Annotated in this window: 25 protein-coding genes and 1 pseudogene; 19 read left to right on the forward strand and 7 right to left on the reverse strand. The window is 60.3% G+C overall.

All coding sequences use genetic code 11. The features are described from left to right. Positions 1-68: 68 nt before the first annotated feature. Both C4J87_RS11645 and C4J87_RS11650 read right to left on the reverse strand, forming a co-directional pair. The gene (locus tag C4J87_RS11645; RefSeq protein ID WP_124366898.1) at positions 69-1,460 is read right to left on the reverse strand and encodes a HAMP domain-containing sensor histidine kinase; all 1,392 of its coding nucleotides are present in this window, start codon (positions 1,458-1,460) and stop codon (positions 69-71) included. Continuing rightward, the gene (locus C4J87_RS11650; protein WP_122539638.1) at positions 1,438-2,121 is read right to left on the reverse strand and encodes a response regulator transcription factor; all 684 of its coding nucleotides are present in this window, start codon (positions 2,119-2,121) and stop codon (positions 1,438-1,440) included. The genes C4J87_RS11645 and C4J87_RS11650 overlap by 23 nt, the downstream gene beginning before the upstream one ends. 311 nt (positions 2,122-2,432) lie before the next feature. Here C4J87_RS11650 and C4J87_RS11655 point away from each other — a divergent pair, with 311 nt between their 5' ends. Next, positions 2,433-3,338, forward strand: coding sequence for a hypothetical protein (locus C4J87_RS11655; protein WP_124362694.1), 906 nt, complete (start codon positions 2,433-2,435; stop codon positions 3,336-3,338). A gap of 224 nt (positions 3,339-3,562) precedes the next feature. Here the strand turns inward: C4J87_RS11655 and C4J87_RS11660 are convergent, their stop codons facing one another. Together C4J87_RS11660 and C4J87_RS11665 are read right to left on the reverse strand one after the other, a co-directional pair. Beyond that, positions 3,563-4,471 (reverse strand): MurR/RpiR family transcriptional regulator, encoded by a 909-nt coding sequence (locus C4J87_RS11660; protein ID WP_124362695.1) that lies wholly within the window; start codon positions 4,469-4,471, stop codon positions 3,563-3,565. 82 nt (positions 4,472-4,553) lie between these two features. Next, on the reverse strand, positions 4,554-4,757 hold the full coding sequence (locus tag C4J87_RS11665; protein ID WP_124362696.1) for a hypothetical protein: 204 nt from the start codon (positions 4,755-4,757) through the stop codon (positions 4,554-4,556). Between C4J87_RS11665 and iolC the strand changes: the two genes are divergently transcribed. From iolC to C4J87_RS11725, 13 genes and pseudogenes are all read left to right on the forward strand, one after another. Next, on the forward strand, positions 4,756-6,693 hold the full coding sequence (iolC, locus tag C4J87_RS11670) for a 5-dehydro-2-deoxygluconokinase (protein ID WP_124366899.1): 1,938 nt from the start codon (positions 4,756-4,758) through the stop codon (positions 6,691-6,693). The two genes, C4J87_RS11665 and iolC, sit on opposite strands and share 2 nt — an antisense overlap. A gap of 186 nt (positions 6,694-6,879) precedes the next feature. After that, on the forward strand, positions 6,880-7,767 hold the full coding sequence (iolE, locus tag C4J87_RS11675; protein ID WP_124366900.1) for a myo-inosose-2 dehydratase: 888 nt from the start codon (positions 6,880-6,882) through the stop codon (positions 7,765-7,767). Between the two features lie 2 nt (positions 7,768-7,769). Further along, complete coding sequence (gene iolB / locus C4J87_RS11680) at positions 7,770-8,558, forward strand: 5-deoxy-glucuronate isomerase (protein WP_124366901.1); 789 nt, start codon at positions 7,770-7,772, stop codon at positions 8,556-8,558. 26 nt (positions 8,559-8,584) lie between these two features. Then, complete coding sequence (locus C4J87_RS11685) at positions 8,585-9,400, forward strand: TIM barrel protein (protein WP_124366902.1); 816 nt, start codon at positions 8,585-8,587, stop codon at positions 9,398-9,400. Positions 9,401-9,410: 10 nt separating this feature from the next. Then, on the forward strand, positions 9,411-11,342 hold the full coding sequence (gene iolD, locus C4J87_RS11690; RefSeq protein ID WP_124366903.1) for a 3D-(3,5/4)-trihydroxycyclohexane-1,2-dione acylhydrolase (decyclizing): 1,932 nt from the start codon (positions 9,411-9,413) through the stop codon (positions 11,340-11,342). 19 nt (positions 11,343-11,361) lie between these two features. Further along, complete coding sequence (locus C4J87_RS11695; protein WP_124366904.1) at positions 11,362-12,372, forward strand: Gfo/Idh/MocA family protein; 1,011 nt, start codon at positions 11,362-11,364, stop codon at positions 12,370-12,372. A 156-nt stretch (positions 12,373-12,528) separates the two neighbouring features. Next, positions 12,529-13,556, forward strand: a pseudogene (locus C4J87_RS11700) (Gfo/Idh/MocA family oxidoreductase). Positions 13,557-13,684: 128 nt separating this feature from the next. Then, positions 13,685-13,861, forward strand: a complete 177-nt coding sequence (locus tag C4J87_RS26110; protein WP_163001556.1) for a hypothetical protein — start codon at positions 13,685-13,687, stop codon at positions 13,859-13,861. Between the two features lie 48 nt (positions 13,862-13,909). Beyond that, positions 13,910-14,845 carry a sugar ABC transporter substrate-binding protein gene (locus tag C4J87_RS11705; protein ID WP_124366905.1) on the forward strand — a complete coding sequence of 312 codons (936 nt, stop codon included), beginning with the start codon at positions 13,910-13,912 and terminating at the stop codon, positions 14,843-14,845. Positions 14,846-14,910: 65 nt separating this feature from the next. After that, positions 14,911-16,464 (forward strand): sugar ABC transporter ATP-binding protein, encoded by a 1,554-nt coding sequence (locus tag C4J87_RS11710; RefSeq protein ID WP_124366906.1) that lies wholly within the window; start codon positions 14,911-14,913, stop codon positions 16,462-16,464. A gap of 25 nt (positions 16,465-16,489) precedes the next feature. Further along, complete coding sequence (locus C4J87_RS11715; RefSeq protein ID WP_124362706.1) at positions 16,490-17,512, forward strand: ABC transporter permease; 1,023 nt, start codon at positions 16,490-16,492, stop codon at positions 17,510-17,512. Positions 17,513-17,928: 416 nt separating this feature from the next. Next, positions 17,929-18,333, forward strand: coding sequence for a TraR/DksA C4-type zinc finger protein (locus C4J87_RS11720; protein WP_003191666.1), 405 nt, complete (start codon positions 17,929-17,931; stop codon positions 18,331-18,333). Positions 18,334-18,877: 544 nt separating this feature from the next. Next, positions 18,878-20,110, forward strand: a complete 1,233-nt coding sequence (locus tag C4J87_RS11725; protein ID WP_372238443.1) for a methyl-accepting chemotaxis protein — start codon at positions 18,878-18,880, stop codon at positions 20,108-20,110. Between the two features lie 66 nt (positions 20,111-20,176). Here C4J87_RS11725 and C4J87_RS11730 read toward each other — a convergent pair whose 3' ends face one another. The 3 genes from C4J87_RS11730 to C4J87_RS11740 all read right to left on the reverse strand — a co-directional run bounded on the left by C4J87_RS11730 (position 20,177) and on the right by C4J87_RS11740 (position 21,107). Next, positions 20,177-20,419, reverse strand: coding sequence for a DUF2789 domain-containing protein (locus tag C4J87_RS11730; RefSeq protein ID WP_124366908.1), 243 nt, complete (start codon positions 20,417-20,419; stop codon positions 20,177-20,179). Positions 20,420-20,490: 71 nt separating this feature from the next. After that, on the reverse strand, positions 20,491-20,721 hold the full coding sequence (locus C4J87_RS11735) for a hypothetical protein (RefSeq protein ID WP_124366909.1): 231 nt from the start codon (positions 20,719-20,721) through the stop codon (positions 20,491-20,493). Positions 20,722-20,831: 110 nt separating this feature from the next. Beyond that, the gene (locus C4J87_RS11740) at positions 20,832-21,107 is read right to left on the reverse strand and encodes a hypothetical protein (protein ID WP_124362710.1); all 276 of its coding nucleotides are present in this window, start codon (positions 21,105-21,107) and stop codon (positions 20,832-20,834) included. 376 nt (positions 21,108-21,483) lie between these two features. On the opposite strand from C4J87_RS11740, the gene C4J87_RS11745 reads away from it, so the two are divergent. The 5 genes from C4J87_RS11745 (at position 21,484) to C4J87_RS11765 (ending at position 24,619) form a co-directional block, all read left to right on the forward strand. Then, complete coding sequence (locus tag C4J87_RS11745) at positions 21,484-21,954, forward strand: hypothetical protein (protein ID WP_057725140.1); 471 nt, start codon at positions 21,484-21,486, stop codon at positions 21,952-21,954. 131 nt (positions 21,955-22,085) lie between these two features. Beyond that, positions 22,086-23,102 (forward strand): ABC transporter substrate-binding protein, encoded by a 1,017-nt coding sequence (locus C4J87_RS11750; protein ID WP_124366910.1) that lies wholly within the window; start codon positions 22,086-22,088, stop codon positions 23,100-23,102. A gap of 125 nt (positions 23,103-23,227) precedes the next feature. Next, positions 23,228-23,665 (forward strand): DUF3995 domain-containing protein, encoded by a 438-nt coding sequence (locus C4J87_RS11755; RefSeq protein WP_124366911.1) that lies wholly within the window; start codon positions 23,228-23,230, stop codon positions 23,663-23,665. Between the two features lie 81 nt (positions 23,666-23,746). Beyond that, the gene (locus tag C4J87_RS11760) at positions 23,747-24,076 is read left to right on the forward strand and encodes a hypothetical protein (RefSeq protein WP_124366912.1); all 330 of its coding nucleotides are present in this window, start codon (positions 23,747-23,749) and stop codon (positions 24,074-24,076) included. 96 nt (positions 24,077-24,172) lie between these two features. After that, positions 24,173-24,619, forward strand: coding sequence for a GNAT family N-acetyltransferase (locus C4J87_RS11765; protein WP_124366913.1), 447 nt, complete (start codon positions 24,173-24,175; stop codon positions 24,617-24,619). Positions 24,620-24,946: the final 327 nt, after the last annotated feature.

The raw sequence follows: 24,946 nt of genomic DNA on the forward strand, positions 1-24,946 counted from the left end.
TGTACGCTTAACTGACTGGCATTAGGGCAAGCCCCCTCCCACATTGGATCGGCGTGCGTTCACAGGATTTATTCAGGCATCAACTGCTGGCGGCATTCCAGCACAAGCCGTGCGCCGCCCAGTTCGCTGGTGCCGACCTCCAGCTTGAAGCCGTGCAGGTTGATGATCGCCGCGACAATCGACAGGCCCAGGCCAAAACCGCCTTGCTGATCACTTTCATCGACCCGGTAAAAGCGCTGGAACACCGAAGCGCGTTCGGCGGCCGGAATGCCCGGCCCGGAGTCGAGGACGTCGATCCGCGTGCTGCCCAGGTCATTGACCGCACGCAGGATCACCTTGCCTTGGGGCGGGGTGAATTTGATCGAATTGCTCAGCAGGTTGGCCAGGGCCTCGAACAACAGGGCGCGGTCGCCGGTAATCCAGGGCAGCGAGTCCGGGGTCTGCAGCACCAGTTCCAACTCACCTTCTTCTGCCAGGGGCAGGTAGAAGTCGTGCAGTTCGCGTAACAGCGGCAGTGGGTCCATCAGCAAAAAGCCTGAACGACGCTGGTGGTCTTCCAGTTCGGAAATGCGCAGTAATCCGCGAAAACGTGCCATCAGCGTGTCGGTTTCGGCAATCGCGTCATCGAGTTTCACCGCATGGGCCGAGTCTTCCTCCGCTTGCTGCTTGATGCGGTACAGCTGCGCGCGCAGGCGCGTCAGCGGGGTGCGCAAATCGTGGGCGATGTTGTCGCACACGCCCTTGACCTCGTTCATCAGCTTTTCGATGCGGTCGAGCATGGCGTTGACGATGGCGGCGAGCATGTCCAGCTCGTCGCGTCGGTCGGACAGTGGCAGGCGGTGCGTCAAGTCGCCGGCGACGATGGCTTCGGCGCTCGCCTGGATCCCGCGAATGCGGCGCAGCGGACGCCGACGCAGCAGGTGCCAGCCGGCGGCGCCAGGGATGATGGTCAATGACACGGCCCACAGCAGGGCATGCCAGATGATCCGGGTCACACCGAACAACGAACCGTTGGCGCGCACCAGCACCAGCCAACGGCCGTCTTCGGTGTGGGTGGCCACGGCGTCGCAGCTGTCCTTGGGCAGTTTCGGGTCATCGGAGTCGACGCAGTTGGCCAGGGCGTGGATCTTGCCATCCAGGGGCAGGTCGGGCGGTACGGCGCGGATCGGCCCGCTCAAGGGACGAAACTGCTCGTCGAACAGGCCATAGGCATCCACGCCCTTCATATCGAAGGTCATGCTGGTGGTCAGTGCGTCGACCAGTTCTTCTCCGTCGAAATGCTGGAACAAGTGCTGGCGCTGCATCAGCGAATGGCGCGACAGGTCACTGAGATACCCCGACACCTCGTAATACAGCACCCCCATGAGGATGCAGCTCCACGCCACAAACAGCGAACTGTACAGCGCCAGCAGGCGGCTGCTGGAAGAACGCCAGCCCTTAGAGGGGTTCAGCAATGACATAGCCCGAGCCTCGTACCGTGCGGATCAGCGGCGGCAGGCCCGGTGGGTCGATTTTCTTGCGCAGGCGACCTATGTGCACGTCGATCAGGTTGGTGCCGGGGTCGAAGTGATAGCCCCAGACTTCCTCGAAGATCATCATCCGCGACAGGATCTGCCCGGTGTTGCGCATCAGGAATTCCAGCAACTTGTACTCGGTGGGCAGCAGGCTCAGCGGCTGCTCGGCGCGGCTGGCTTCGCGGCTGATCAGGTTCAATTCGAGGTCGGCCACGCGCAGCGCGGTTTCGAATTCCTTGACCGTGCTTTTACGCCGCAGCAGTACCTCGACGCGGGCGGCCATTTCATCGGACGCGAAGGGCTTGGTCAGGTAGTCATCGCCGCCGGCGCGCAGGCCGCGCACGCGTTCGTCGACATCGGAAAGGGCGCTGATCATCAGGATCGGCGTCGACACCCCGATGGTGCGCAGGGTGGTGACGATGGCCAAGCCATCCAGTTCGGGCAACATGCGGTCGAGGGTGATCAGATCGTAATCACCACTGACAGCACGGACCAGGCCTTCGCGGCCATTGTCCACCCAGTCTACGTCCAGTCCATGGCTACTCAGCTCGGCGACGATCTCGCGGGCCGTTACGGCGTCATCCTCGATGGTCAAAATGCGGGTCATAGGATTACCTGGTGAGCGTTCACACTAGAAGTGCGGACATTTTGCCAAGAAGTTGCTGAATGTTTCCTAAATAAAACTTCATCTAGGCAAAACCGTGACATATCCGCGTGGGGGAGGGGCTTGCTCCAGCAGGGAATGCATAACGCCCGCTCTCTATAGGCAATTCTTGCAACTTGCATGACTTTAGGAAGTTCAATTTAGTTAACTTGCTGAAATATAAGGATTTTATTTTTTGTTTACGCTGGCACGCTGCCTGCACTGTCCTTTTTGAGACTTGTAACACTATTTTTCATGCCTGGAGCAAAACAACAATGATCACATCCTCATCCACGCTGCAAGAGTCGAGCGCGCTCTCCGGGGTTTCCTGGGGGGCGATTTTTGCTGGTGCCGCTGCGGCGGCTGCACTGTCCCTGATCCTGGTGCTGCTGGGCTTCGGCCTGGGTTTTTCGGCGGTGTCGCCGTGGGCCGATAGCGGCATGAGCGCCAAGGGGCTTGGCATTTCCACGATTGTCTGGCTGGCTTTCACCCAAATCGTCGCGTCGGGCCTGGGCGGTTACATTGCCGGCCGGTTGCGCGTGAAGTGGGCCAACATGCATGGCGATGAAGTGTACTTTCGCGACACCGCCCACGGGTTCCTGGCCTGGGCAGTGGCGACGCTGATCACGGCGATGCTGGTGGTCGGTTCGGTCAGCAGTGTGGTCAGCGGCGGCGTGAAAGCCGGTGCCAGCGTGGCCTCGGGTGCCGCCAGCAGCATGACTCAAGCCGCCGGCAACGCAGCAAAAGGCGCACACAGCGGTGATTTCGGCTACTACGTCGACAGCCTGTTCCGCGACGATCGCCCTGCAGCTGTCAGCGATGACGCCGCCCATGCCGTGGTCGGTCGCATCTTCGCTCGTACCCTGAGCAATGATGGCCAACTGGCACCGGAAGACCGCACCTACCTGGCCCAATTGATCAGCCAGCGCACCAACCTCAGCCAGGCCGATGCCGAAGCGCGTATCGACAAGGTGTATGGCGATGCCCGCAAAGCCATCGAAGATGCCAAGGTCAAAGCCAAGCAAGCCGCTGACACAGCCGCCAAAGTGGCTGCCTATACGTCGCTGTGGACCTTCGTTGCCCTGCTGATCGGCGCGTTCTTCGCCAGCTTCGCCGCCACCTTCGGCGGTCGCCGCCGCGATGCTGTGGTGTACGTCGAAACCGAAACCTACGTTCGTTAATTCAAGGAGAACATGATGCGCTCATTACTGCTGTGGTTCCTCGGCATTCCAATTCCGTTGATCATCCTCATCGCAATCTTCATGCACTAAACCCGAGCATTACTCGGTCCCATGTGGGAGGGGGCTTGCTCCCGATGGCGGTGGAACAGTCGATGCTGCAAGCGACTGACACACCGCCATCGGGAGCAAGCCCCCTCCCACATTTGGTTTGCGGTGAGCCCGCTTCAGTCGTCGAACCCGACTTGCTCGTGAATCTCATCCACCTTCAGTTCCAAGCGATACGCCACCGCAATGAACAATGCCTGGCACAGGCACAACGTTGCGCTCAGTGAGCGGAAGGCGAACGACGAGCCTTCATTGACCAATAACACCGCGTTTGCTCGCTTGGCCAGGGGCGACAGGTTGCTGTCGGTGATGATCAGGGTCTTGGCCTGATGGTGCTGGGCGATGCGCAGGCAGTGCTGGGTCTCTTTGCCGTAGGGCGTGAAGCTGATGGCGATGACCAAGTCATTGGCGCGCACGCTGCGCATCTGTTCGCGGTAGCTGCCGCCCAGGCCCGAGATCAGGTGAATGCGCTTGTTGGTGTGCTGCAGGTTGTAGACCAGGTAATCGGCCACCGCGAAGGAGCGGCGCACGCCGACCACATAGATATTGTCGGCATTCACCACCAGGTCCACGGCCTTGTCGAAGGCCACGTCGTCGAGCTCCATCCCCAGGCGCTCGATGCCCGACAGCGTTGCGTTGACGCACTCACGCGCCAGGTCGCCGCCGCTGGCCTTCTGCGACTTGTTGGCGATCATGCTGCGGATACGTTGCTGGTAGTTCTGCACCGGGGTGGTCTTGTGGGTGTACGCCTCGCGAAACAGCGCCTGCATCTCACTGAACCCGCTGAAACCGAACCGCTGGGAGAAGCGCACGATGGCCGAGGGATGCACTTCGCATTCACGCGCGATGTCGCTGATGCGGTCGACCATGATCCGGTCGCTCTGCTGGCTCATGTAGCTGGCGATGCGCTTGAGTTGGCGCGGCAGGCTTTCGTATTCGTCGGTGATCAGCTGCAACAGGCGTTCGGCATTGATCGGAGGGCTGGCGATCGTATCTTCCAGGTGGGTCTCGGGATCGGTGCGGGACATGGGCAATCCTTCTGGCGTGTTCGTCTGGTGCGCTGATGGGTGGCGCAAGTCTACAGGGTAGGCGCAAAAAAATACCTCGGCATCACGGCCCGCCTGGGCTGCTGAAACGATGCACGACGGCTGCCGCAGCATTATGCTGGCTTATTGGAAAAAATATTCCACTAAAAATAATTATGGAATAAATATTGATTGCGGCCGCCGGACGTTCTAGTCTGCTCCCACCAAGAGCGTTTGCCGTCGCCACGGCGGCACAACGCAGGCTGATAAAAATAACAGGAGCCAGCATGGGCCAGACTCGTTTTGCCAGTGGGCGTCAATTGGATCTGATTTGCCTCGGACGCCTGGGCGTCGACCTCTATGCGCAGCAAGTGGGGGCGCGGCTTGAGGACGTGTCCAGTTTCGCCAAATACCTCGGCGGTTCCTCCGCCAATATCGCCTTCGGCACGGCGCGGCTGGGGCTCAAGTCGGCCATGCTCAGCCGGGTGGGCGACGACCACATGGGCCGTTTCCTGCTGGAATCTCTGGCCCGTGAAGGCTGCGACGTCAGCGCGGTCAAGGTCGATCCGGAACGCCTCACCGCCCTGGTGCTGCTCGGCCTCAAGGACCGTGAAACCTTCCCCTTGGTGTTCTACCGCGAAAACTGCGCCGACATGGCCCTGCGCGCCGAAGACATCAGCGAAGCCTTCATTGCTTCCAGCAAGGCGCTGCTGATCACCGGCACGCATTTCTCTACCGACGGCGTGTACAAGGCCAGCATTCAGGCGCTGGATTACGCGGCCCGGCACAACGTCAAGCGCGTGCTCGACATCGATTACCGCCCGGTATTGTGGGGCTTGGCCGGCAAGGCTGATGGCGAGACCCGTTTCGTCGCCGACCTGCAGGTCAGCGAGCATGTACAGAAGATCCTGCCGCGCTTCGACCTGATCGTCGGCACGGAAGAAGAGTTCCTGATCGCCGGCGGCAGTGAAGACCTGCTCACCGCACTGCGCAAAGTGCGTGAACTGACGCCAGCGACCCTGGTGGTCAAGCTCGGCCCGCAAGGCTGCACGGTGATCCATGGCGCTATCCCAGAGCGCCTGGAAGACGGGGCGATCTACCCCGGCGTGCGCGTGGAAGTGCTCAATGTGTTGGGCGCCGGCGATGCGTTTATGTCGGGCTTCCTCAGTGGCTGGCTCAACGACGCAACCGATGAGCGTTGCAGCCAGTTGGCCAATGCCTGCGGCGGCCTGGTGGTGTCGCGCCACGCCTGCGCGCCGGCCATGCCCACACCGGTCGAGTTGGAATACCTGTTCAACAGCCCGGTGCCGATTACCCGGCCGGACCAGGACGCGACCCTGCAACGCCTGCATCGCGTCAGCGTGCCGCGCAAAACCTGGAAGCAACTGTTCGTGTTCGCCTTCGACCACCGCTGGCAGTTGGTGGACCTGGCGCAGAAAGGCGGCCAGAACCTGGCGCGCATCAGTGATGCCAAGCAACTGTTTATTCAGGCCATCGAACGCGTCGAGAAAAAACTGGCTGATCAAGGCATTGAAGCCGACGTCGGCCTGCTCGCCGACCAGCGCTTCGGCCAGGACGCGCTCAACGCGGCCAGCGGCCGCGGCTGGTGGATTGCCCGCCCGGTGGAAGTGCAGAACTCGCGGCCCTTGGCGTTCGAACATGGCCGCTCCATCGGCAGCAACCTGATCGCCTGGCCTCAGGAACAGATCATCAAGTGCCTGGTGCAATTTCATCCCGATGACGCGCCGCTGCTGCGCCTGGAACAGGAAGCGCAGCTCAAGGCGGTGTACGAGGCGTCGATTGTCAGCGGGCATGAACTGCTGCTGGAGGTCATCCCGCCCAAGGATCACCCCTCGACCTATCCCGACGTGCTCTACCGCAGCCTCAAGCGCCTGTACAACCTGGGCATCTACCCGGCGTGGTGGAAGATCGAGGCGCAATCGGCCGAGGACTGGAAAAAGCTCGACGAACTGATCGAAGAACGTGACCCGTACTGCCGGGGCGTGGTGCTGTTGGGCCTGAACGCCTCGGCAGAATGCCTCGCCGATGGCTTCCGGCAAGCCAGCCAGAGTACAACCTGCCGAGGGTTTGCCGTGGGCCGCACGATCTTCCAGGAACCGAGCCGCGCGTGGATGGCGGGAGAGATCGATGATGAGGTTCTGATTCAGCAAGTCCAGGCCACGTTCGAACAGCTCATCAACGCCTGGCGCAGTGCCCGAACCTGATCACAGGTCTAAATGTGCAATGCAATTCCAATGTGGGAGGGGGCTTGCTCCCGATAGCGATAGTTCAGTTACAGAAGTGTTGCCTGACACTCCGCTATCGGGAGCAAGTCGAATCGTCGCACCGCCCCTCCCACATAAAGCAGAAAGCAGATCTCAGTGATACCTGAAAACAATAAAGGTGCAGCCATGCCCGCAATCCGAATTGGCATCAACCCGATCTCCTGGAGCAACGACGACCTGCCGGCTCTCGGCGGTGAAACGCCGCTGAGCACCGCCTTGAGCGAAGGCAAGGAAATCGGCTACGAAGGTTTTGAACTCAACGGCAAATTCCCCAAGGACGCCAAAGGTGTCGCCGACGTACTGCGCCCCTACGACCTGGCGCTGGTGTCCGGCTGGTATTCCAGCCGCCTGGCGCGTCGTTCGGTGGCTGAAGAAATCGAGGCCATCGCCGGCCACGTCGAGTCGCTCAAACAGAACGGCGCGAGCGTATTGGTGTATGGCGAAGTGGCCGATTCGATCCAGGGTTCGCGCATCCGTTTGATCGAGCGCCCGCGTTTTCACAGTGAACAGGCGTGGCAGGCCTATGCCGACAAACTCACTGAACTGGCGCGGTTCACCCTGTCCCAGGGCGTGCGCCTGGCTTACCACCACCATATGGGCGCCTATGTCGAATCCCCCGAGGATATCGATCAGTTGATGGCACGCACCGGCCCGGAAGTCGGCCTGCTGTTCGATTCGGGCCACTGCTACATGGGCGGCGGCGAACCCCTTGAGGTGCTGCGCAAACACATCGAGCGCATCTGCCATGTGCATTTCAAGGACGTACGCAAACCGGTGGTGCAACTGGCGCGCAACCAGATGTGGAGCTTTCCCGACTGCATCGTCAACGGCACCTTCACCGTGCCCGGCGATGGCGATATCGACTTTGCCGAATTGCTCGATGTGCTGTTGGCCGCCAACTACGCGGGCTGGCTGGTGGTCGAGGCCGAGCAGGACCCGGCCGTGGCGCCCAGCTACATCTATGCAAAAAAGGGCTATGACACCTTGCGTGCGCTGCTCAACGAGAGGACTTAACCATGAGCTTGCTGGTCAAGAGCAATAAACGTGGGCAAACCATGGTCGCCCTGGAAGCCGGGCGCCTGGAGTATGTGGGTTTTAGCGCTTATCGCCTGAGCCTGGGCGAAACCCTGCCGGTCAGCGCCGGTGATAAGGAGCTATGCCTGGTGCTGCTCAGCGGCCGGGTGAATATCGAAGGCGAGGGCTTCGACTGGCAGAACCTGGGGGATCGTCAATCGGTGTTCGAGGACAAATCCCCGTTCGCCGCCTACCTGCCGCCGGGCACCCAGGCCCAGGTCAGCGCCTTGAGTGACGTGCAGATCGCTGTCTGCGCCGCGCCCGGTGCGAGCGGTTACACACCGCGCCTGATCCGCCCGGAGCAGTGCAAGCGCAGTGTGCGTGGCAAGGGCGCCAACACCCGCTACGTGTGCGACATCCTGCCCGACAGCGAGCCGGCGCATTCGCTGCTGGTGGTGGAAGTGCGCACGCCGTCCGGGCATTCGTCGAGCTACCCGCCGCACAAGCACGACACCGATGACCTGCCGCACCAGAGCTTTCTGGAGGAGACCTACTACCACCAGGTCAACCCGCCCCAGGGCTTCGTGTTCCAGCGGGTGTACACCGACGATCGCAGTATCGACCAGGCCATGGCCGTGGAAAACAGTGACCTGGTGGTGGTGCCCAAGGGCTATCACCCGGTCAGCGTGCCGTACGGCTACGAGTCGTATTACCTGAACGTCATGGCCGGCCCCAAGCGCGCCTGGCACTTCCATAACGACCCGCAGCACAGTTGGCTGCTGGACCTCTGAACGGTTTTGCACGGAGAACAACAACAATGAAGTCGCCGTTACGTTTTGCCCTTAACCGCATGGTCGCGCCCAACCTGTCCCTGCCGGATTTCATCCAGTTGGCCGTGGCCTTGAAGTGCGACGCCATCGAGATCCGCAATGACCTCAAGGACCGCCAGATCGAATACGGCGCCCCGGCCAGCCGCGTGCGCCAATTGTGCGCGGCCCAGGGCATCACGGTGCTGTCGATCAACGCGCTATACCCCTTTGATGTGTGGAACGACGAGCGCCGTGCCCAAGCGATCGAGCTGGCCACCTATGCCCGGGAATCTGGCGCGCAAGGCCTGGTGATGTGCCCGTTCAACGAGCCGGGCGACACCCGCAACGAAGCCAAGCGCGCCGCCGGTTTGCGCACGGCGTTGAGCGAATTGGCGCCGATCCTGCGCGAGCACGGGATTCTCGGTTTTATCGAACCGCTGGGCTTCGAAGAATGCGCCATGCGCCGCAAGCGCGTAGCGGTGGACGCGATCCAGTCCATCGGCGGCCTGGATGTGTTCCGCCTGGTACACGACACCTTCCATCATCACTTGGCCGGCGAGCACGAGTTCTTCCCTGAGCTGACCGGGCTGGTGCACATCTCCGGCGTGGAAGATGCCGAGGCGCCGCTCAATTCGATCCGCGACGGCCACCGCGTACTGGTGGGCGAGGGCGACATCCTCGGTAACGCCGCGCAGATCGACACCTTGCTCAGCACTGGCTACAGCGGCTACCTGTCGTTCGAGCCGTTTGCCACAAGCGTGCATGAGTTGGCGGATATCCAGCAGGCCTTGGGGGCAAGCATCGCCCACCTGCAAAAACGTTAAGGGGCGCGACATGACCACAACCCGACTGACCATGGCCCAGGCCCTGGTGAAGTTCCTGGATAACCAATACATCGAAGTCGATGGCGTGCAGAGCAAATTCGTCGCCGGGGTGTTCACGATATTCGGCCACGGCAATGTGCTGGGCCTGGGCCAGGCGCTGGAGCAGGACAGCGGCGACCTGGTGGTGCATCAGGGCCGTAACGAGCAGGGCATGGCCCACGCTGCCATCGGTTTCGCCAAGCAGCACCTGCGGCGCAAGATCTACGCGTGTACCGCATCGGTCGGGCCCGGCGCGGCAAATATGCTCACCGCTGCGGCGACCGCGACGGCCAACCGTATTCCGTTGCTGCTGTTGCCGGGCGATGTCTATGCCAGCCGTCAACCGGACCCGGTGCTGCAACAGGTCGAACAGTTCCACGACTTGAGCATCAGTACCAACGATGCGTTCCGCTGCGTGAGTAAATACTGGGACCGTATCAACCGCCCCGAGCAGCTGATGACGGCGGCGATCCAGGCCATGCGCGTGCTCACCGACCCCGCCGAAACCGGCGCGGTGACCCTGGCCCTGCCCCAGGACGTGCAGGCCGAAGCCTGGGACTATCCCGACTATTTCCTGCAAAAGCGCGTGCACCGTATCGAACGTCGCCCAGCCACCGTCGCAATGCTTGGCGATGCGCTGGCGGCCTTCAGCGGCAAGCGCAAACCGTTGATCATCTGCGGTGGCGGGGTCAAATACTCCGGCGCGAATGCCGCGTTGCAGGCCTTTGCCGAGCGCTTCGATATTCCCTTCGCCGAAACCCAGGCGGGCAAGAGCGCGGTGGTTTCAAGCCACCCGCTGAACGTCGGCGGCATCGGTGAGACCGGCTGCCTGGCGGCCAACCTGCTGGCGCCCGAGGCGGATCTGATCATCGGCATCGGCACCCGTTATACCGACTTCACCACGTCGTCCAAATCCCTGTTCAAGCACGCCGAGGTGAAGTTTCTCAACCTTAATATCTGCCCTGGCGATGCGTTGAAACTCGACGGCGTGCAAGTGCTGGCCGACGCCAAGGTTGCCCTCGAAGCGTTGGCCGATGCCCTCGGTGATTACCGTTCCGGCTGGGGCGAGCAGATTGCTGACGCCAAGGCGCAGTTGGATGCCGAAGTGGAGCGCGTGCATCAGGTCGAATACCACGGTGATGACTTCGTCCCCGAAGTCGACGACCACCTGGACCGCGCGGTACTGCGCGAATTCATCGAGCTGACCGGCTCATGCCTGACCCAAAGCCGAGTGCTCGGCGTGCTCAATGCGACGCTCGCCGATGACGCAATCATCGTCGCCGCCGCCGGCAGCCTGCCTGGCGACCTGCAGCGCGCCTGGCGCAGCAAGGGCGTCAACACTTACCACGTCGAATACGGTTATTCGTGCATGGGCTACGAGATCAACGCCGCCCTAGGTGTGAAGCTGGCCGAGCCGAGCAAAGAGGTGTACGCGCTGGTCGGCGATGGCTCCTACATGATGCTGCATTCGGAGTTGGCCACCTCGATCCAGGAGCGCCGCAAGATCAACGTGGTGCTGCTCGACAACATGGCCTTCGGTTGCATCAACAACCTGCAGATCGGCAACGGCATGGACAGCTTCGGCACCGAGTTCCGCTATCGCAACCCCGAGAGCGGCAAGCTCGACGGCGGCCTGGTACCGGTGGATTTCGCCATGAGCGCGGCGGCTTACGGCTGCAAGACCTACAAGGTCAGCAGCGTGGAACAGCTTGAAGCGGCTCTAGCCGATGCGCGTACTCAAAGCGTGTCGACCCTGATCGATATCAAGGTACTGCCCAAGACCATGGTCCATGGCTACCTGTCGTGGTGGCGGGTGGGCGTGGCGCAGGTGTCCACCAGCGAACGCACCAACGCCGCCGCGAAAAAACTCAATGAACACCTGGCCAAGGCCCGGCAGTACTAATAACAAGAGGAGTGTTTGTATGTCGTTGAAGCTTGGAGTGATCGGTACCGGTGCCATCGGCCGTGACCATATTCGTCGTTGCAGCCAGACCCTGCTCAATAGCCAGGTGGTGGCGGTCACCGATATCAACCTGGAACAGGCGGCCAAGGTGGTGGCCGAGTTGAAGCTGGACGCCGAGGTATACCCGGACGGCCACGCGCTGATCAACTCGCCGCAGGTGCAAGCCATACTGGTGACCTCGTGGGGGCCGAGCCATGAGGAGTTCGTGCTCGCCGCCATCGCTGCGGGTAAACCGGTGTTCTGCGAGAAACCCCTGGCCGTCACCGCTGAAGGCTGCCGCAAAATCGTCGAAGCCGAAGTCGCCCACGGCAAACGCCTGGTGCAAGTCGGGTTCATGCGCCCCTACGACGAAGGTTATCGCGCCTTGAAGGCCGTGATCGACAGCGGCCAGATCGGCGAGCCGCTGATGCTGCACTGCGCGCATCGCAACCCGACGGTGGGCGAAAACTACAAGACCGACATGGCGATTACCGACACCCTGATTCACGAACTGGATGTACTGCGTTGGCTGCTCAACGACGACTACGTCTCGGTGCAGGTGGTGTTCCCGCGCAAGACCAGCAAAGCCCTGGCCCACCTGCGCGACCCGCAGATCGTGCTGCTGGAGACCGCCAAGGGCACGCGCATCGACGTCGAAGTGTTCGTCAACTGCCAATACGGCTACGACATTCAGTGCGAAGTGGTGGGGGAGAGCGGCATCGCCAAATTGCCCGAGCCTTCCCAGGTGCAACTGCGCAGCGAGGCCAAGCTGTCGAATGCGATTCTGATGGACTGGAAGGATCGCTTCATTGGCGCTTATGACGTGGAATTGCAGGCGTTCATCGACAGCGTGCGGGCCGGGCAAGTGGGCGGGCCGTCGGCGTGGGATGGCTATGCGGCAGCGGTGGCGGCGGATGCGTGTATTGAAGCGCAGGGCAGTGGGCAGATTGTAAAAGTCAGCCTGCCGGATCGCCCGCATTTCTACGGCTGATCACAATTTCACAGGTGCAACCGGGTCAATGTGGGAGGGGGCTTGCTCTCGATGGCGGTGTATCGGGTACAGATTTATTGACTGATACTCCGCTATCGGGAGCAAGCCCCCTCCCACATTTTGATTGGGTTAGCACTTCAAGTAAGGGGTGAATTTATGCGAATCGGACTGGTCGGCTATGGCCATGGAGGGCGCTTTTTTCATGCGCCACTGATTGCAACATTGCCGGGCGCCACGTTTGTGGGGTGGTGACCCGTTCACCCGAGCGACGTCAGCAACTGAATACCGATCTGCCAGGGGTCAAGGCCTTCGACAGCATCGGCCAGATCGTCGAAGCCGGCGTCGATGCCCTGGTCATCTCCACCACCCTCAAGGGCCGCCCGGCCCTAGTGCTGGAAGCCATCGAACATGGCGTGGCGGTGGTCAGCGATAAGCCTTTCGCCGCCAACGCCGAGCAGGCCCAGGCCTTGATCACCGCCGCTGAACGCCAAGGTACGCTGCTCAGCGTCTATCAGAACCGACGTTGGGATTCGGATTACCTGACCCTGCGCAAACTCATCGATGCCGGTGCCTTGGGTGAGATCACCCGTTTCGAGTCCCGTGTCGAACGCTACAGCCCGCAGGCAGTGGGCAATGCCAGCGGCGGCGGCTGGTTGCGCGACCTCGGCAGCCATCTGGTGGACCAGGCCCTGCAATTGTTCGGCCCGGTGGACAAGGTATTCGCGCAATTGCAATTCACCCCTGAGCACCCCAACGTCGATCACGGCTTCTTCGTGTCCCTGACCCACGCCAACGGAGTGGTCTCCCATTTGTGGGGCAACGCCCTGCAGAACTGCCAGGCCCCGCGTTTTCGCGTCAGCGGCACCTTGGGTTGTTACACCGTTGACGGGCTGGATGGCCAGGAAGAAGCACTGATGGCCGGCAAGTCGCCGAAAACCGAAGGCGAGCACTGGGGCGCAGAAGAACATCGACGCTGGGGCTGGTTCGAACAGGGGCCGGAACGCGAGCGAGTGCCCTCTGAAAAAGGCTGCTGGACCCAGTTCTATCGGCAGTTGCAAACGGCGGTGCAAGGCCAGGGCCCATTGCCCGTGGACGCCTATGACGCGTTGGAAACCACCCGTATATTGGACGCCGCACGCCTCAGCGCCGAGCGCCAGCAGGTGGTTTCAACAAAAATAGAATAAAATTCTAAAACAGGTTGATATGGAAATTATTTTCCAATAAAGTCTTTTCCAGGTTGCATAAAGTACGTCTTGGGCTCGACCCCGGCGACTCAACAAAAACAAGATCAAAAACAACCAGGTACCGTCAGATGAAAATCTTCAACGCTGTACTGCGAGTTTTACGCCCTGCCCACACGCCACGCGCACTGCCTCGCGCCCGGCCGTTCTACTTCTCCTTCCTCAATGTGCTGTGCGTCGAAAACCAGGGCGCGCTGGTCTGCTGCATTCCAGGCGCGCCGGTGGTGCGGGTGCCCGCCGAGCGCTGATAAACGCAACGTCCATAAAACCAACAAGAAAGTGGAGACAGACCGTTCATGAAGACCCCGATCCGTTTTACCGCGCTGGCCCTGTCGATGCTGCTCGCCAGTGGCGTCGCCACGGCCGCCGACATCAAGGTGGGCGTGAGCATGTCCGCCTTCGATGACACCTTCCTCACCTACCTGCGCGAAGACATGGACAAGCAAGCCAAGTCCTATCCCAAGGGCGACGGCGTGCAACTGCAGTTCGAAGACGCCCGCGCCGATGTGGTCAAGCAACTGAGCCAGGTCGAGAACTTTATCAGCCAGAAAGTCGACGCCATCATCGTCAACCCGGTGGATACCGCCTCGACAGCCAACATCATCAAGGCCGCCACCGCCGCGAAAATTCCGCTGGTGTTCGTCAACCGCCGTCCCGACCAGAAAGACTTGCCCAAGGACGTGGTCGCGGTGACGTCCGATGACGTTGAAGCCGGCAAGCTGCAAATGCAGTACGTCGCCGAAAAACTCGGCGGCAAGGGCAAGATCGTGATCCTGCTCGGCGACCTGGCGAACAACTCCACCACCAACCGCACCAAGGGCGTGAAGGAAGTGCTGGCCAACTACCCGGGCATCAAGATCGAGCAGGAACAGACGGGTACCTGGTTGCGCGACAGGGGCATGACCCTGGTCAACGACTGGCTGACCCAGGGCCGTGAGTTCAATGCCGTACTGGCCAACAACGACGAGATGGCGATTGGCGCGGCCATGGCGCTCAAATCGGCAGGCACCAAGCCCGGCACCGTGTTGATCGCCGGGGTCGACGGCACGCCGGACGGCCTCAACGCAATCACCAAGGGTGAGATGGCCGCCTCGGCATTCCAGGATGCCAAGGGCCAGGCCGTGGGCTCGGTGGAAGCGGCGCGCAAGATGGCCAGGAACGAGCCGGTGGAGCAGAACGTGGTGATCCCGTTCAAGCTCATCACCCCGGACAACGTCAAAGACTTCAAGTAGCCCTGACCTCACAACCCTAAGCCGGCAGGGCGGTCACGGCCGCCCTGCAGATGGAGTACCTTCCTATGCTCGCTCATGCCACTGTCTCGCAGCCGCCGGGTATCCAGCCGCTGGCGCAGGACGAACCCTACCTGCTGGAAATTCTCAACATCAGCAAAGGCTTTCCCGGCGTCGTGGCCCTGGACGATGTGCAGTTGCGGGTGCGCCCCGGCACGGTGCTGGCGCTGATGGGCGAGAACGGTGCGGGCAAGTCGACGCTGATGAAAATCATCGCCGGCATCTATCAGCCCGATGCCGGCGAAATTCGCCTGCGCGGCAAGCCGATTGTGTTTGAAACGCCCCTGGCGGCCCAAAAGGCCGGGATTGCGATGATCCACCAGGAACTCAACCTGATGCCGCATATGAGCATCGCCGAGAATATCTGGATCGGCCGTGAGCAGCTCAACAGCCTGCACATGGTCAACCACCGCGAAATGCACCGCTGTACCGCCGAGCTGCTGGCGCGGCTGCGCATCAACCTCGACCCGGAAGAACAGGTCGGCAACCTGAGCATCGCCGAGCGGCAGATGGTCGAGATCGCCAAGGCCGTGTCCTATGACTCCGACATCCTGATCATGGATGAACCGACCTCGGCGATTACCGAGAAGGAAGTCGCCCATCTGTTTTCGATCATTGCCGACCTCAAGTCCCAGGGCAAAGGCATCGTCTACATCACGCATAAAATGAACGAAGTGTTCGCCATCGCCGATGAAGTGGCGGTGTTTCGCGACGGCCAGTACATCGGCTTGCAGCGTGCCGACACGATGAACAGCGACAGCCTGATCTCGATGATGGTCGGCCGTGAGCTGAGCCAGTTGTTCCCGGTACGCGAGACGCCGATCGGCGACTTGTTGCTGTCGGTGCGCAACCTGAGCCTGGACGGTGTGTTCACGGACGTTTCGTTTGACCTGCACGCGGGCGAAATCCTCGGCATCGCCGGGTTGATGGGCTCGGGCCGCACCAACGTGGCGGAAACCATTTTCGGCATCACCCCAAGCAGCAGCGGGCAGATCACCCTCGACGGCAAGCCGGTGCGCATCAGCGACCCGCACATGGCCATCGAGAAGGGCTTTGCGCTGTTGACCGAGGACCGCAAGCTCAGCGGCCTGTTCCCGTGCCTGTCGGTGCTGGAAAACATGGAAATGGCGGTGTTGCCGCACTATTCGGGCAACGGTTTCATCCAGCAGAAAGCCCTGCGCGTGTTGTGCGAAGACATGTGCAAGAAGCTGCGGGTGAAAACCCCCTCGCTGGAACAGTGCATCGATACCTTGTCCGGCGGCAACCAGCAGAAGGCGCTCCTGGCGCGCTGGCTGATGACCAACCCGCGGTTGTTGATCCTCGATGAGCCGACCCGTGGCATCGATGTGGGCGCCAAGGCCGAGATCTACCGCCTGATCTCCTTCCTCGCCAGCGAGGGCATGGCGGTGATCATGATTTCCTCGGAACTGCCCGAAGTGCTCGGCATGAGCGACCGGGTGATGGTGATGCACGAAGGCGAACTGATGGGCACCCTGGATCGGGCTGAGGCCACCCAGGAAAAAGTCATGCAATTGGCCTCCGGTATGACCGTGGTCCACTGACTCCAGAATAAGAAGGTAATTGGCTATGAACGCAATAACAGACAACAAGCCGGCGATGGCACCGGTCAAGAACCGTCGACGCATGCCCACTGAATTGAGCATCTTCCTGGTGCTGATCGGCATCGGCCTGGTGTTTGAACTGTTTGGCTGGATCGTGCGCGACCAGAGCTTTTTGATGAACTCCCAGCGCCTGGTGCTGATGATCCTGCAAGTGTCGATCATCGGCTTGCTGGCCATCGGCGTGACCCAGGTGATCATCACCACCGGCATCGACCTGTCGTCCGGCTCGGTGCTGGCCTTGTCCGCGATGATCGCTGCCAGTTTGGCGCAGACTTCCGATTTTTCCCGTGCGGTGTTTCCGTCTTTGACCGATTTGCCGGTATGGATTCCGGTGGCGATGGGCCTGGGCGTGGGGCTGCTGGCGGGGGCGATCAACGGCAGCATTATCGCGGTGACCGGTATTCCGCCGTTCATTGCGACCCTGGGCATGATGGTCTCGGCCCGTGGCCTGGCGCGTTACTACACCGAAGGCCAGCCGGTGAGCATGCTGTCTGACTCGTACACGGCCATCGGCCATGGCGCGATGCCGGTGATCATCTTCCTGGTGGTGGCGGTGATTTTCCATATCGCCCTGCGCTACACCAAGTACGGCAAGTACACCTATGCCATCGGCGGCAACATGCAGGCGGCGCGTACTTCGGGGATCAACGTCAAGCGGCACCTGATCATCGTCTACAGCATCGCCGGCCTCCTGGCAGGCCTGGCAGGCGTGGTGGCCTCGGCCCGTGCGGCGACCGGCCAGGCCGGCATGGGCATGTCCTATGAGCTGGATGCAATCGCGGCCGCAGTGATCGGCGGCACCAGCCTGGCGGGCGGGGTAGGGCGCATCACCGGCACCGTGATCGGCGCGCTGATCCTCGGCGTGATGGCCAGCGGGTTTACCTTTGTCGGGGTGGATGCGTACATCCAGGACATCATCAAGGGGCTGATCATCGTGGTGGCGGTGGTGATCGACCAATACCGCAACAAGCGCAAGCTCAAGCGCTGAATTCAATGGCTGTAGCAGATCAAGGGTGGGAGGGGGCTTGCTCCCGATTGCGGTGGCTCAGTCAAACAGATGGCGACTGATACTCCGCAATCGGGAGCAAGCCCCCTCCCACATTGAGTAATGCGCCAGCTTGTTCAACCGTTTGTCTTCTATATAGCTCACCTGGACTGAATTTCTTGCTATAAACGCACTCCGATGACCGTTCGCCAAGCCCGTCCTGGTGCTTTTGGGGGTTGATCGGGAAAAATGCCTGTCATTTCAGTTGCTGCGCCTTCAAGTCGGCCTTAGACTGCCGCCCCTCGTAAATTGAGTGCCGGGTGGCGCTTGGAACGGATGGCGCCTTTCCGAGACCTGCAGAGGTCGGCCGGAACGCTCCCTTATTCGCCTTAATGCACGTATTTTTTATAGAGAAATCAATGACAAAGGAAAAGTTGCTGGCCATGCCGGCGGATGACTACATGAATGCCGAACAGCACGCTTTTTTTGAGAAGTTGCTGCAAGACATGAAAGTGGAACACCACGAGCGCATTGAACAGAACCGTATCGCCATTGAAAGCCTGGACACGCCTGCCGACCCGGCTGACGCTGCTTCCGTGGAAGAAGAGCGCACCTGGCTGGTCAATGCCATCGATCGCGACCAGCGCATGTTGCCGCAACTGGAGCGTGCCCTGGAACGTATCAAGGAAGATTCCTTTGGCTGGTGTGATGACAGCGGCGAGCCTATCGGCCTCAAGCGCCTGCTGATCAGCCCCACCACCAAATACTGCATCGAAGCGCAAGAGCGCCACGAGCAGATCGACAAGCACCAGCGTCAAGCCTGATGCGCTGCACGGGGGGCCGCAAGCTCGGCTCCCCAAAGAATTATTCGTTACGCCCTGGTTATTGATCTACTGCATGCACTTGCACTAAAGGCCCATGGATAATGGCCCGATAGTGGCGTTTAATGCAGACACAATAACGACAAGCAGCGGGGTAACGACAATGGCTGGAGACGGATCTCTGACGGGCGCAGCAGTGCCACCGCAATCGGTGGCGCGCGTGCTGCCCGGCTGGCTCACACCGCTCGCGCAGAGCGCCGCCTTGGTGCTGCTACTGCTGGGCCTGGCGTTTACCCGCTTGCCACTCTATGTGTGCCTGCCGCTGGCCTTGCTGGTGATCTGGCTACCCCGCCTGAAAAGTCCCAAACCTGGGGTGGCGCACGCTGCGGCCAGCGATGCGATTGGCGAGCTGACGCGCGATCTGTCCTATACCACCAGCCATAACGCACTCGCCGCTGCGGGCGTGGCCTATTCGGTCAAGCAGCTGGCGGCGCGTTTGCAGTCGCAGCTGGGCGCCTCCCAACAGATCGTCAGCAGCGCGCAAGTGATGATCAGCACCGAACAGGTCACTTCCCAGCTCAGCCGCCAGGCTTTGGGCGCGGCCAGCCAAGCCCATCAGCGCAGCAGTGAAGGCCGGGAAGTGCTGGTGCAGTCCATCACCCGCATGCATCAACTCAGCCAGCGTGCCGATGCCAGCCGCGAGCTGATCGAAGCCTTGAGCCAGCGCAGCGAGGAAATCCAGCGTGTGACGCTGGTGATCCAGTCTATTGCCAGCCAGACCAACCTGCTGGCGCTGAACGCGGCGATCGAGGCGGCGCGGGCCGGTGAACATGGGCGTGGCTTTGCCGTGGTCGCCGATGAAGTACGCGGCCTCGCTGGCCGTACGGCAACGGCCACGGATGAAGTCGGGGTAATGGTCGCTGACATCCAGCAACGTACCGCCCAGGTGGTGGAGCAGATTCGCCAACTGTCGGCGGACCTGCACACCGGTGTTGAACAGGTGGAATCTGCAGGCGAACACCTGGCGAGCATCGCCAGCCTGGCGGCGGATGTGGAAACCCAAGTCAGTGAAATCGCCCAGGGCACCGATACCAATCGCACGCAACTCGACAGCCTGTTCCACGCCGTGGAGCAGATGCGCAGCGACCTTGCGGTAAGCGATCAGCAAACCCGCCAGCTCGCCGACGCCGCTGTGCAAATGGAAGGGCAGGCGGAAACCATCAGCGAGCGCCTGGCGCAAGTCGGCCTGGATGATTATCACCAGCGTATCTACGACTTGGCTCGCGAAGGCGCCAGGCGCATTGCCGAACAGTTCGAGGCGGATGCGCTGAGCCGCCGGATCAGCCTCGAGGATCTGTTTGACCGCAACTACACGCTGATTGCGAACACGCGCCCGAGCAAATATAAAACCCGGTTTGACGCTTACACCGACCAAGTGTTGCCCGCCATTCAAGAGGCGCTGTTGCCACGTCATGAAGGCTTGGTGTTTGCCATCGCCTGCACCCAACAGGGCTACGTGCCGACGCATAACAAAGCGTTTTCTCACGCATTGACCGGGGATGACCAAGTGGACGCGGTGCAGAACCGCACCAAGCGCAAGTTTGACGACCGTACCGGCATACGCTGCGGTAGCCATCAACAGCCCATGTTGCTGCAGACTTACACGCGCGATACCGGCGAGCTGATGCACGACTTGTCGGTGCCGATCATGGTCCAGGGGCGCCATTGGGGTGGTTTGCGCCTGGGCTACAAGCCGCAAGGTGCAAAGTCAGGGCGATAACGCAGGAATGCAAGGCTGCCTGGCAAGCGCTGTTGCGCCCGGAGCAAGCAGACAGCCTGCATTGCATCAAACGCTGGGAGACTCGTGCAGCAGGGCGTTGAGGTCATCGACCGCAGGCGCCCATTCGGCGTCGATATGCAATTGTTCCCTGAGGAAGGCCGCTTGTTGCTCGCTCCAGAACGGCGCGTCGATGAGTTTGACGTCATCCGGCAAACGGTGTTCGGCGGTGAAGCGTTCGATGGCTTCCTGGCTGGAATCCAGGCCTAGTTGTTCGAACAGGGTTTCAAGTGTCGGGGTGGTGGTGTCCATAACATTCTCCATGCGGGCTGATCATCGTCCTGCATGTGAGGGGTATGGCACGCCAGAGTTCTATCGGATTATCAAGAACTGAGTGCGCCTGAATCCACGGCGGCTTTCAGCTCCTTGGCGGCCTCTTTCGCTGCGATGGCCGCAGCGTCGACGGTTTTGAACCAGCGGTCTTTCTCTACCTGATGCGTTGTAACTGTGGTCAACGGCGGTTTGGCCCGCATGATGATGACCGCTTGAAACTCACCGTCTACTTCCCTGGCATCGCCATGGATAAAAAATTCGCCAATATCAAATTCCGTCACGTATAGGCTTCTCTTCAAGGTAACTGCACTGATGAAACCTGACCCGCACGGGGCAAACTCCAATGGACGGGTCAGTATGGCAGTTGTTGAAGGGCCGCTGTGCAGTAAAGTCAGCCAGGTGACGAAACGAGTGTGCCGTGCAGACTATACAAATTGGCTTCCAGGGCTTTGGCCAGTGCACAGGCCTTGGTGTGATCGCTGCGAAAGCCTTTTATCCTGCCGCTGGTCACTTCCTGGATATGGAAAAAATTCCTTCCGGCCGGCACAACGCGATAAAGCACGGAATGGGAGTACCCATCGGGCGTAGGTAAGCAGTAGTATTGCGGTTCGTCCGGACATGATGAATGCGAGTGGAAGGACGTATCGTCGTGTTGACGTCGTAGCATGCTCAGCTCCTGTCGATCGACCTTGTTGATATAGCCGCCACGTTTCGGGTGGTTTGACTAGTGTTACTGTTTTAGTATTGTCGTTGGCGGCGCGCGCCTGGTTCCATGTCCAGGTGTTTTCTTTTGTGATGCGTGTCGGAAAACTGCGTTTTTAATCGGGTTATTCTCTGAAGTTGTTCGACCCGTATTCTCGGGTCGTTGAACCTGTGATTTGCTGTGTTGCCGGATGACCTCGCATAAGGGCCACCGCGCTTATCTGTACGGGTCTTATGGGTTTTCTTCAGGTTTTTAACGAGTCTGTGATCGTGCCGTAACGGCCGTTTTTTTGTGCTGCCCGCTCAAGCGGCCAGTGCTATTTCGATGTGGGGGCGTTTCCTTGGCAGTCAGTAATCTGGATATGCACGCGTTATTCGTGCTGGGTGATTTGCGCGCAAAGTTGGTCAAGCAGTTTCAATCTCGTTTTGTCTACGTCACCGAGCAGACACCGGAAGGTATCTACATCGCTGAGATCGATACCGAAGCGGCGTTGGTGGTGGACGACAAGCCGCGCCTGGAACTCAAGGTCGGCGACCATTTTCGCGCGGCGGTATTGCCCAGCCGCGAAGGTGGCAAGTTCGAACTGAAATTCCGCGATATCAAGTTGACCGTGTATGGCTTGGGCGACTACGCGTTTGTGTCATCGGCCGAGGGCGAGGGGATTGTGTTCAAGGAAGGCCACAGCGTCATGCTGGTATTTGCTGCCCACGAACAGCTGCAGGAAGGCCTGACCAAAACCCTCAAGGCCGTGACAGGCAAAGCCGCCAAGTGGCGCAAGGGCGAACTGGTGACGTTCAAGGCCAGTGAATAAATATCGCCACGGCGAACTTCTTTTATCTTCCGGAACCTCTACTACAGTTGAGTTGACTTAACTATTCAGAGGCTTCGCGCATAGCAGCAAAGCCGTCCGCTGATGGCTGCGATATCGCGAGGTGCGAGGGTATGAAAGGAATGCGAACACTGCTGGCTGCATCGTTGACGGCCCTGGGCCTGTCGCTGGCGTCAATGCCGGTATCGGCCGCCCAAGCGCCGGTGCACTTTGCCGACCTGAACTGGGAAAGCGGCAGCCTGATCACCGAGGTGCTGCGGTTCATTGTCGAGAAGGGCTACGACTTGCCCACCGACACCTTGCCCGGTACCACCATCACTCTGGAAACCGCCCTGGCCAAGAACGACATCCAGGTGATCGGTGAAGAGTGGGCGGGCCGCAGCCCCGTCTGGGTCAAGGCCGAGGCTGAAGGCAAGGTGGTGGGCCTGGGCGATACGGTCAAGGGCGCCACCGAGGGCTGGTGGGTGCCGGAATACGTGGTCAAGGGAGACCCGAGCAAAAACATCAAGCCCCTGGCCCCTGACCTGAAAAGCGTAAACGACCTGGCGCGCTACAAGGATGTGTTCCAGGACCCTGAGTCTCCCGGCAAAGGGCGCTTTCTTAACAGCCCCATCGGCTGGACCTCGGAAGTGGTCAACAAGCAAAAGCTCAAGGCGTACGGCCTGGACGACAGCTACGTGAACTTCCGCAGCGGCTCGGGGGCGGCACTGGATGCCGAGATTGCGTCGTCGATCCGCCGGGGCAAGCCGGTGCTGTTCTACTACTGGTCGCCCACGCCGTTGATGGGCCGCTATAAATTGATTCAGCTGCAAGAGCCGCCGTTCGACGCCGAGGCCTGGAAGACGCTGACGGATGCGGACAATCCCGATCCCAAGCCGACGCGCTCGCTGGCCTCGAAATTGAGCATCGGCGTGTCCACGCCGTTCCAGAAGGAGCATCCGCAGATCGCCGAGTTCTTTGAGAAGGTCGAGTTTCCCATCGAGCCGCTCAACAAAGCGTTGGCGGCGATGAGTGAGCATCACACAGCACCCAGGGACGTCGCCCAGGCGTTCCTCAAGGAGCATCCAGACGTGTGGAAAGCGTGGTTGACGGACGATGTAGCGCGCAAGGTTGAGGCAAGCCTCAAGTAGAGCGCGGGTCAACCGGGGCGCATGAGAGAGCGGGCTGTCCCGGCGAGCCCGCTCCGCCGACGAAATACCTGCAGAAACCTTCAGGGCGACTATCCTCATTCGCACATTTCTATGAGGAGCCCGCCATGAGCTTCATCATCGCGCGCTGGATCGTCGCCATTTTCACCTGCATCAGCATGGTGCATCTGTACTGGGCTGCGGGCGGCAAACTCGGGAGCCTGGCCGCCATTCCTCAATTACCGGGCGAATTCGCCGGCGGGCCAAGGCCGGCTTTCAAACCCTCGACGCTGGGTACATTCCTGGTGGCGATGGGATTGGTGGCGATTGCGCTGCTGGTCTGCCTGCGCGCCGGACTGTATTTTTCGCCGGTGTCCCATGGGGCGCTGCAATGGGGGATCAGTGCGATTGCTGTAGTGATGTTTGCCAGGGCGATCGGCGATTCGGAGCTGGTGGGGTTTTTCAAAAAGGTGGTGGGCTCAAGGTTCGCCAGGCTGGACACCTACTTTTATTCGCCGCTGTGTCTGGTGTTGGGCGCTGGCCTGTTGGTAGTGGCATGGGCCTGAGATAAGGCAATCTGATGGCCCCTCTGTAACAAAATTCTCGCCAGAATCACTTTTATTTCAGGTAGTTAGGTGAGGAAGCTAATGCGCACTGTTGGAATCATGCTGATTGCCTGTTCCCTGGCCGGCGGCGCGGCAGCCGCGCAGGCTCGGGAGTTGCGCGAGGGCGACAAATATATGTGCAGTTGGGGCGCAGGCACGGCTGCCAGGGCTCAGGAACTCAAGCTTTCGGGGGTGTCGCTGTACGCCGCGCGGCAGAAGATCCAGTCCATCAAGTTCAACAAATCGTGGATGCGCATGATGGCCATGGGCATTACCGAGCAGACCTATGACAGCCGTTCACGGCTCAAACCCGAGGCGATTCGCCAGAGTTTCTACCAGGATTGCGTGCGCTATAAAGTGGCGCGCAAGTAAGCGTTTTTCCTACCGTGCTGCCGAGTGGTTTACAAATCCACGACAAATGCTGTGTAAGTATTTGCATACAATCGCGTGCTTGATCAGGAGGCATGTATGCAAGTGCTTATTCGAGTGGCGACCGTCGAAGACCTCGACACGCTCATTAAAATTCGTACCTCGGTGGTGCAAAACCACTTGAGCGTTGAGCAGATGGCTGATCTGGGGATTACGCCGCAGGTACTGGCCGACGCGCTGCGCGCAGCCCCGTGCGCATGGGTCGCGGAAGTGGACGGCCAGGCAGCGGCCTTTTCCATGGTTGATCTTGAGACCGGCGAGGTGTTCGCGATGTTCGTGTTGCCTTCCCACGAGAACCTGGGCCTGGGCCGGCGGTTGATGGCGGTGGCCGAGGCCGCGTTGTTTGTGCATCACGAGCGCGTGTACCTGGTCACTGATGGCCGCGATGAAGTCCGCGCTAATGGGTTCTATCAGCGCCTGGGGTGGCTGAGGGCCGGCCGTGTTGAGGGTGATGACGTTCGCTACGAAAAAAGCAGGGCATACTGACTTCATGAGCGCCTAAGCCCCGATTAGCTGACAGCTTGCGCAACTTCGTGCTGGAGTGTTGGGCGCTGCAGCGCGCATGCAGGCGATTGAACAAACCGTTATTGAAAACTGTGAAAGTGGAATAACTAATAACCCTTTTTTATAAGCGGATTAAGTTCAAAGCCTTGCCCCTAACTTGCACCAAAAAGTGGCACAAATTAGCCTCTTTCCTTAAAAAACATGTGGTTATTGAATGACTTACGACGCTTCCAATCCGACGAAAGGAAGAAAACAATCTTGTGACGTGTTTTTGCAATCGCTACTATAGCCGTGCGTTCACCTCCCACG

The organism is Pseudomonas sp. R1-43-08 (assembly GCF_003852255.1).
Classification (GTDB): domain Bacteria; phylum Pseudomonadota; class Gammaproteobacteria; order Pseudomonadales; family Pseudomonadaceae; genus Aquipseudomonas.

Coding starts and splice junctions, on each gene's coding strand:
- iolB (WP_124366901.1), top strand. CDS start 7,770: ATGAGCTTGCTGGTCAAGAGCAATAAACGTGGGCAAACCATGGTCGCC.
- iolC (WP_124366899.1), top strand. CDS start 4,756: ATGGGCCAGACTCGTTTTGCCAGTGGGCGTCAATTGGATCTGATTTGC.
- C4J87_RS11715 (WP_124362706.1), top strand. CDS start 16,490: ATGAACGCAATAACAGACAACAAGCCGGCGATGGCACCGGTCAAGAAC.
- C4J87_RS11655 (WP_124362694.1), top strand. CDS start 2,433: ATGATCACATCCTCATCCACGCTGCAAGAGTCGAGCGCGCTCTCCGGG.
- C4J87_RS11720 (WP_003191666.1), top strand. CDS start 17,929: ATGACAAAGGAAAAGTTGCTGGCCATGCCGGCGGATGACTACATGAAT.
- C4J87_RS11725 (WP_372238443.1), top strand. CDS start 18,878: ATGATCAGCACCGAACAGGTCACTTCCCAGCTCAGCCGCCAGGCTTTG.
- C4J87_RS11650 (WP_122539638.1), bottom strand. CDS start 2,121: ATGACCCGCATTTTGACCATCGAGGATGACGCCGTAACGGCCCGCGAG.
- C4J87_RS11750 (WP_124366910.1), top strand. CDS start 22,086: ATGAAAGGAATGCGAACACTGCTGGCTGCATCGTTGACGGCCCTGGGC.
- C4J87_RS11710 (WP_124366906.1), top strand. CDS start 14,911: ATGCTCGCTCATGCCACTGTCTCGCAGCCGCCGGGTATCCAGCCGCTG.
- C4J87_RS11645 (WP_124366898.1), bottom strand. CDS start 1,460: ATGTCATTGCTGAACCCCTCTAAGGGCTGGCGTTCTTCCAGCAGCCGC.
- C4J87_RS11765 (WP_124366913.1), top strand. CDS start 24,173: ATGCAAGTGCTTATTCGAGTGGCGACCGTCGAAGACCTCGACACGCTC.
- C4J87_RS11755 (WP_124366911.1), top strand. CDS start 23,228: ATGAGCTTCATCATCGCGCGCTGGATCGTCGCCATTTTCACCTGCATC.
- C4J87_RS11685 (WP_124366902.1), top strand. CDS start 8,585: ATGAAGTCGCCGTTACGTTTTGCCCTTAACCGCATGGTCGCGCCCAAC.
- C4J87_RS11660 (WP_124362695.1), bottom strand. CDS start 4,471: ATGTCCCGCACCGATCCCGAGACCCACCTGGAAGATACGATCGCCAGC.
- C4J87_RS11705 (WP_124366905.1), top strand. CDS start 13,910: ATGAAGACCCCGATCCGTTTTACCGCGCTGGCCCTGTCGATGCTGCTC.
- C4J87_RS11730 (WP_124366908.1), bottom strand. CDS start 20,419: ATGGACACCACCACCCCGACACTTGAAACCCTGTTCGAACAACTAGGC.
- C4J87_RS11695 (WP_124366904.1), top strand. CDS start 11,362: ATGTCGTTGAAGCTTGGAGTGATCGGTACCGGTGCCATCGGCCGTGAC.
- iolE (WP_124366900.1), top strand. CDS start 6,880: ATGCCCGCAATCCGAATTGGCATCAACCCGATCTCCTGGAGCAACGAC.
- C4J87_RS11665 (WP_124362696.1), bottom strand. CDS start 4,757: ATGCTGGCTCCTGTTATTTTTATCAGCCTGCGTTGTGCCGCCGTGGCG.
- C4J87_RS26110 (WP_163001556.1), top strand. CDS start 13,685: ATGAAAATCTTCAACGCTGTACTGCGAGTTTTACGCCCTGCCCACACG.
- C4J87_RS11760 (WP_124366912.1), top strand. CDS start 23,747: ATGCGCACTGTTGGAATCATGCTGATTGCCTGTTCCCTGGCCGGCGGC.
- iolD (WP_124366903.1), top strand. CDS start 9,411: ATGACCACAACCCGACTGACCATGGCCCAGGCCCTGGTGAAGTTCCTG.
- C4J87_RS11740 (WP_124362710.1), bottom strand. CDS start 21,107: ATGCTACGACGTCAACACGACGATACGTCCTTCCACTCGCATTCATCA.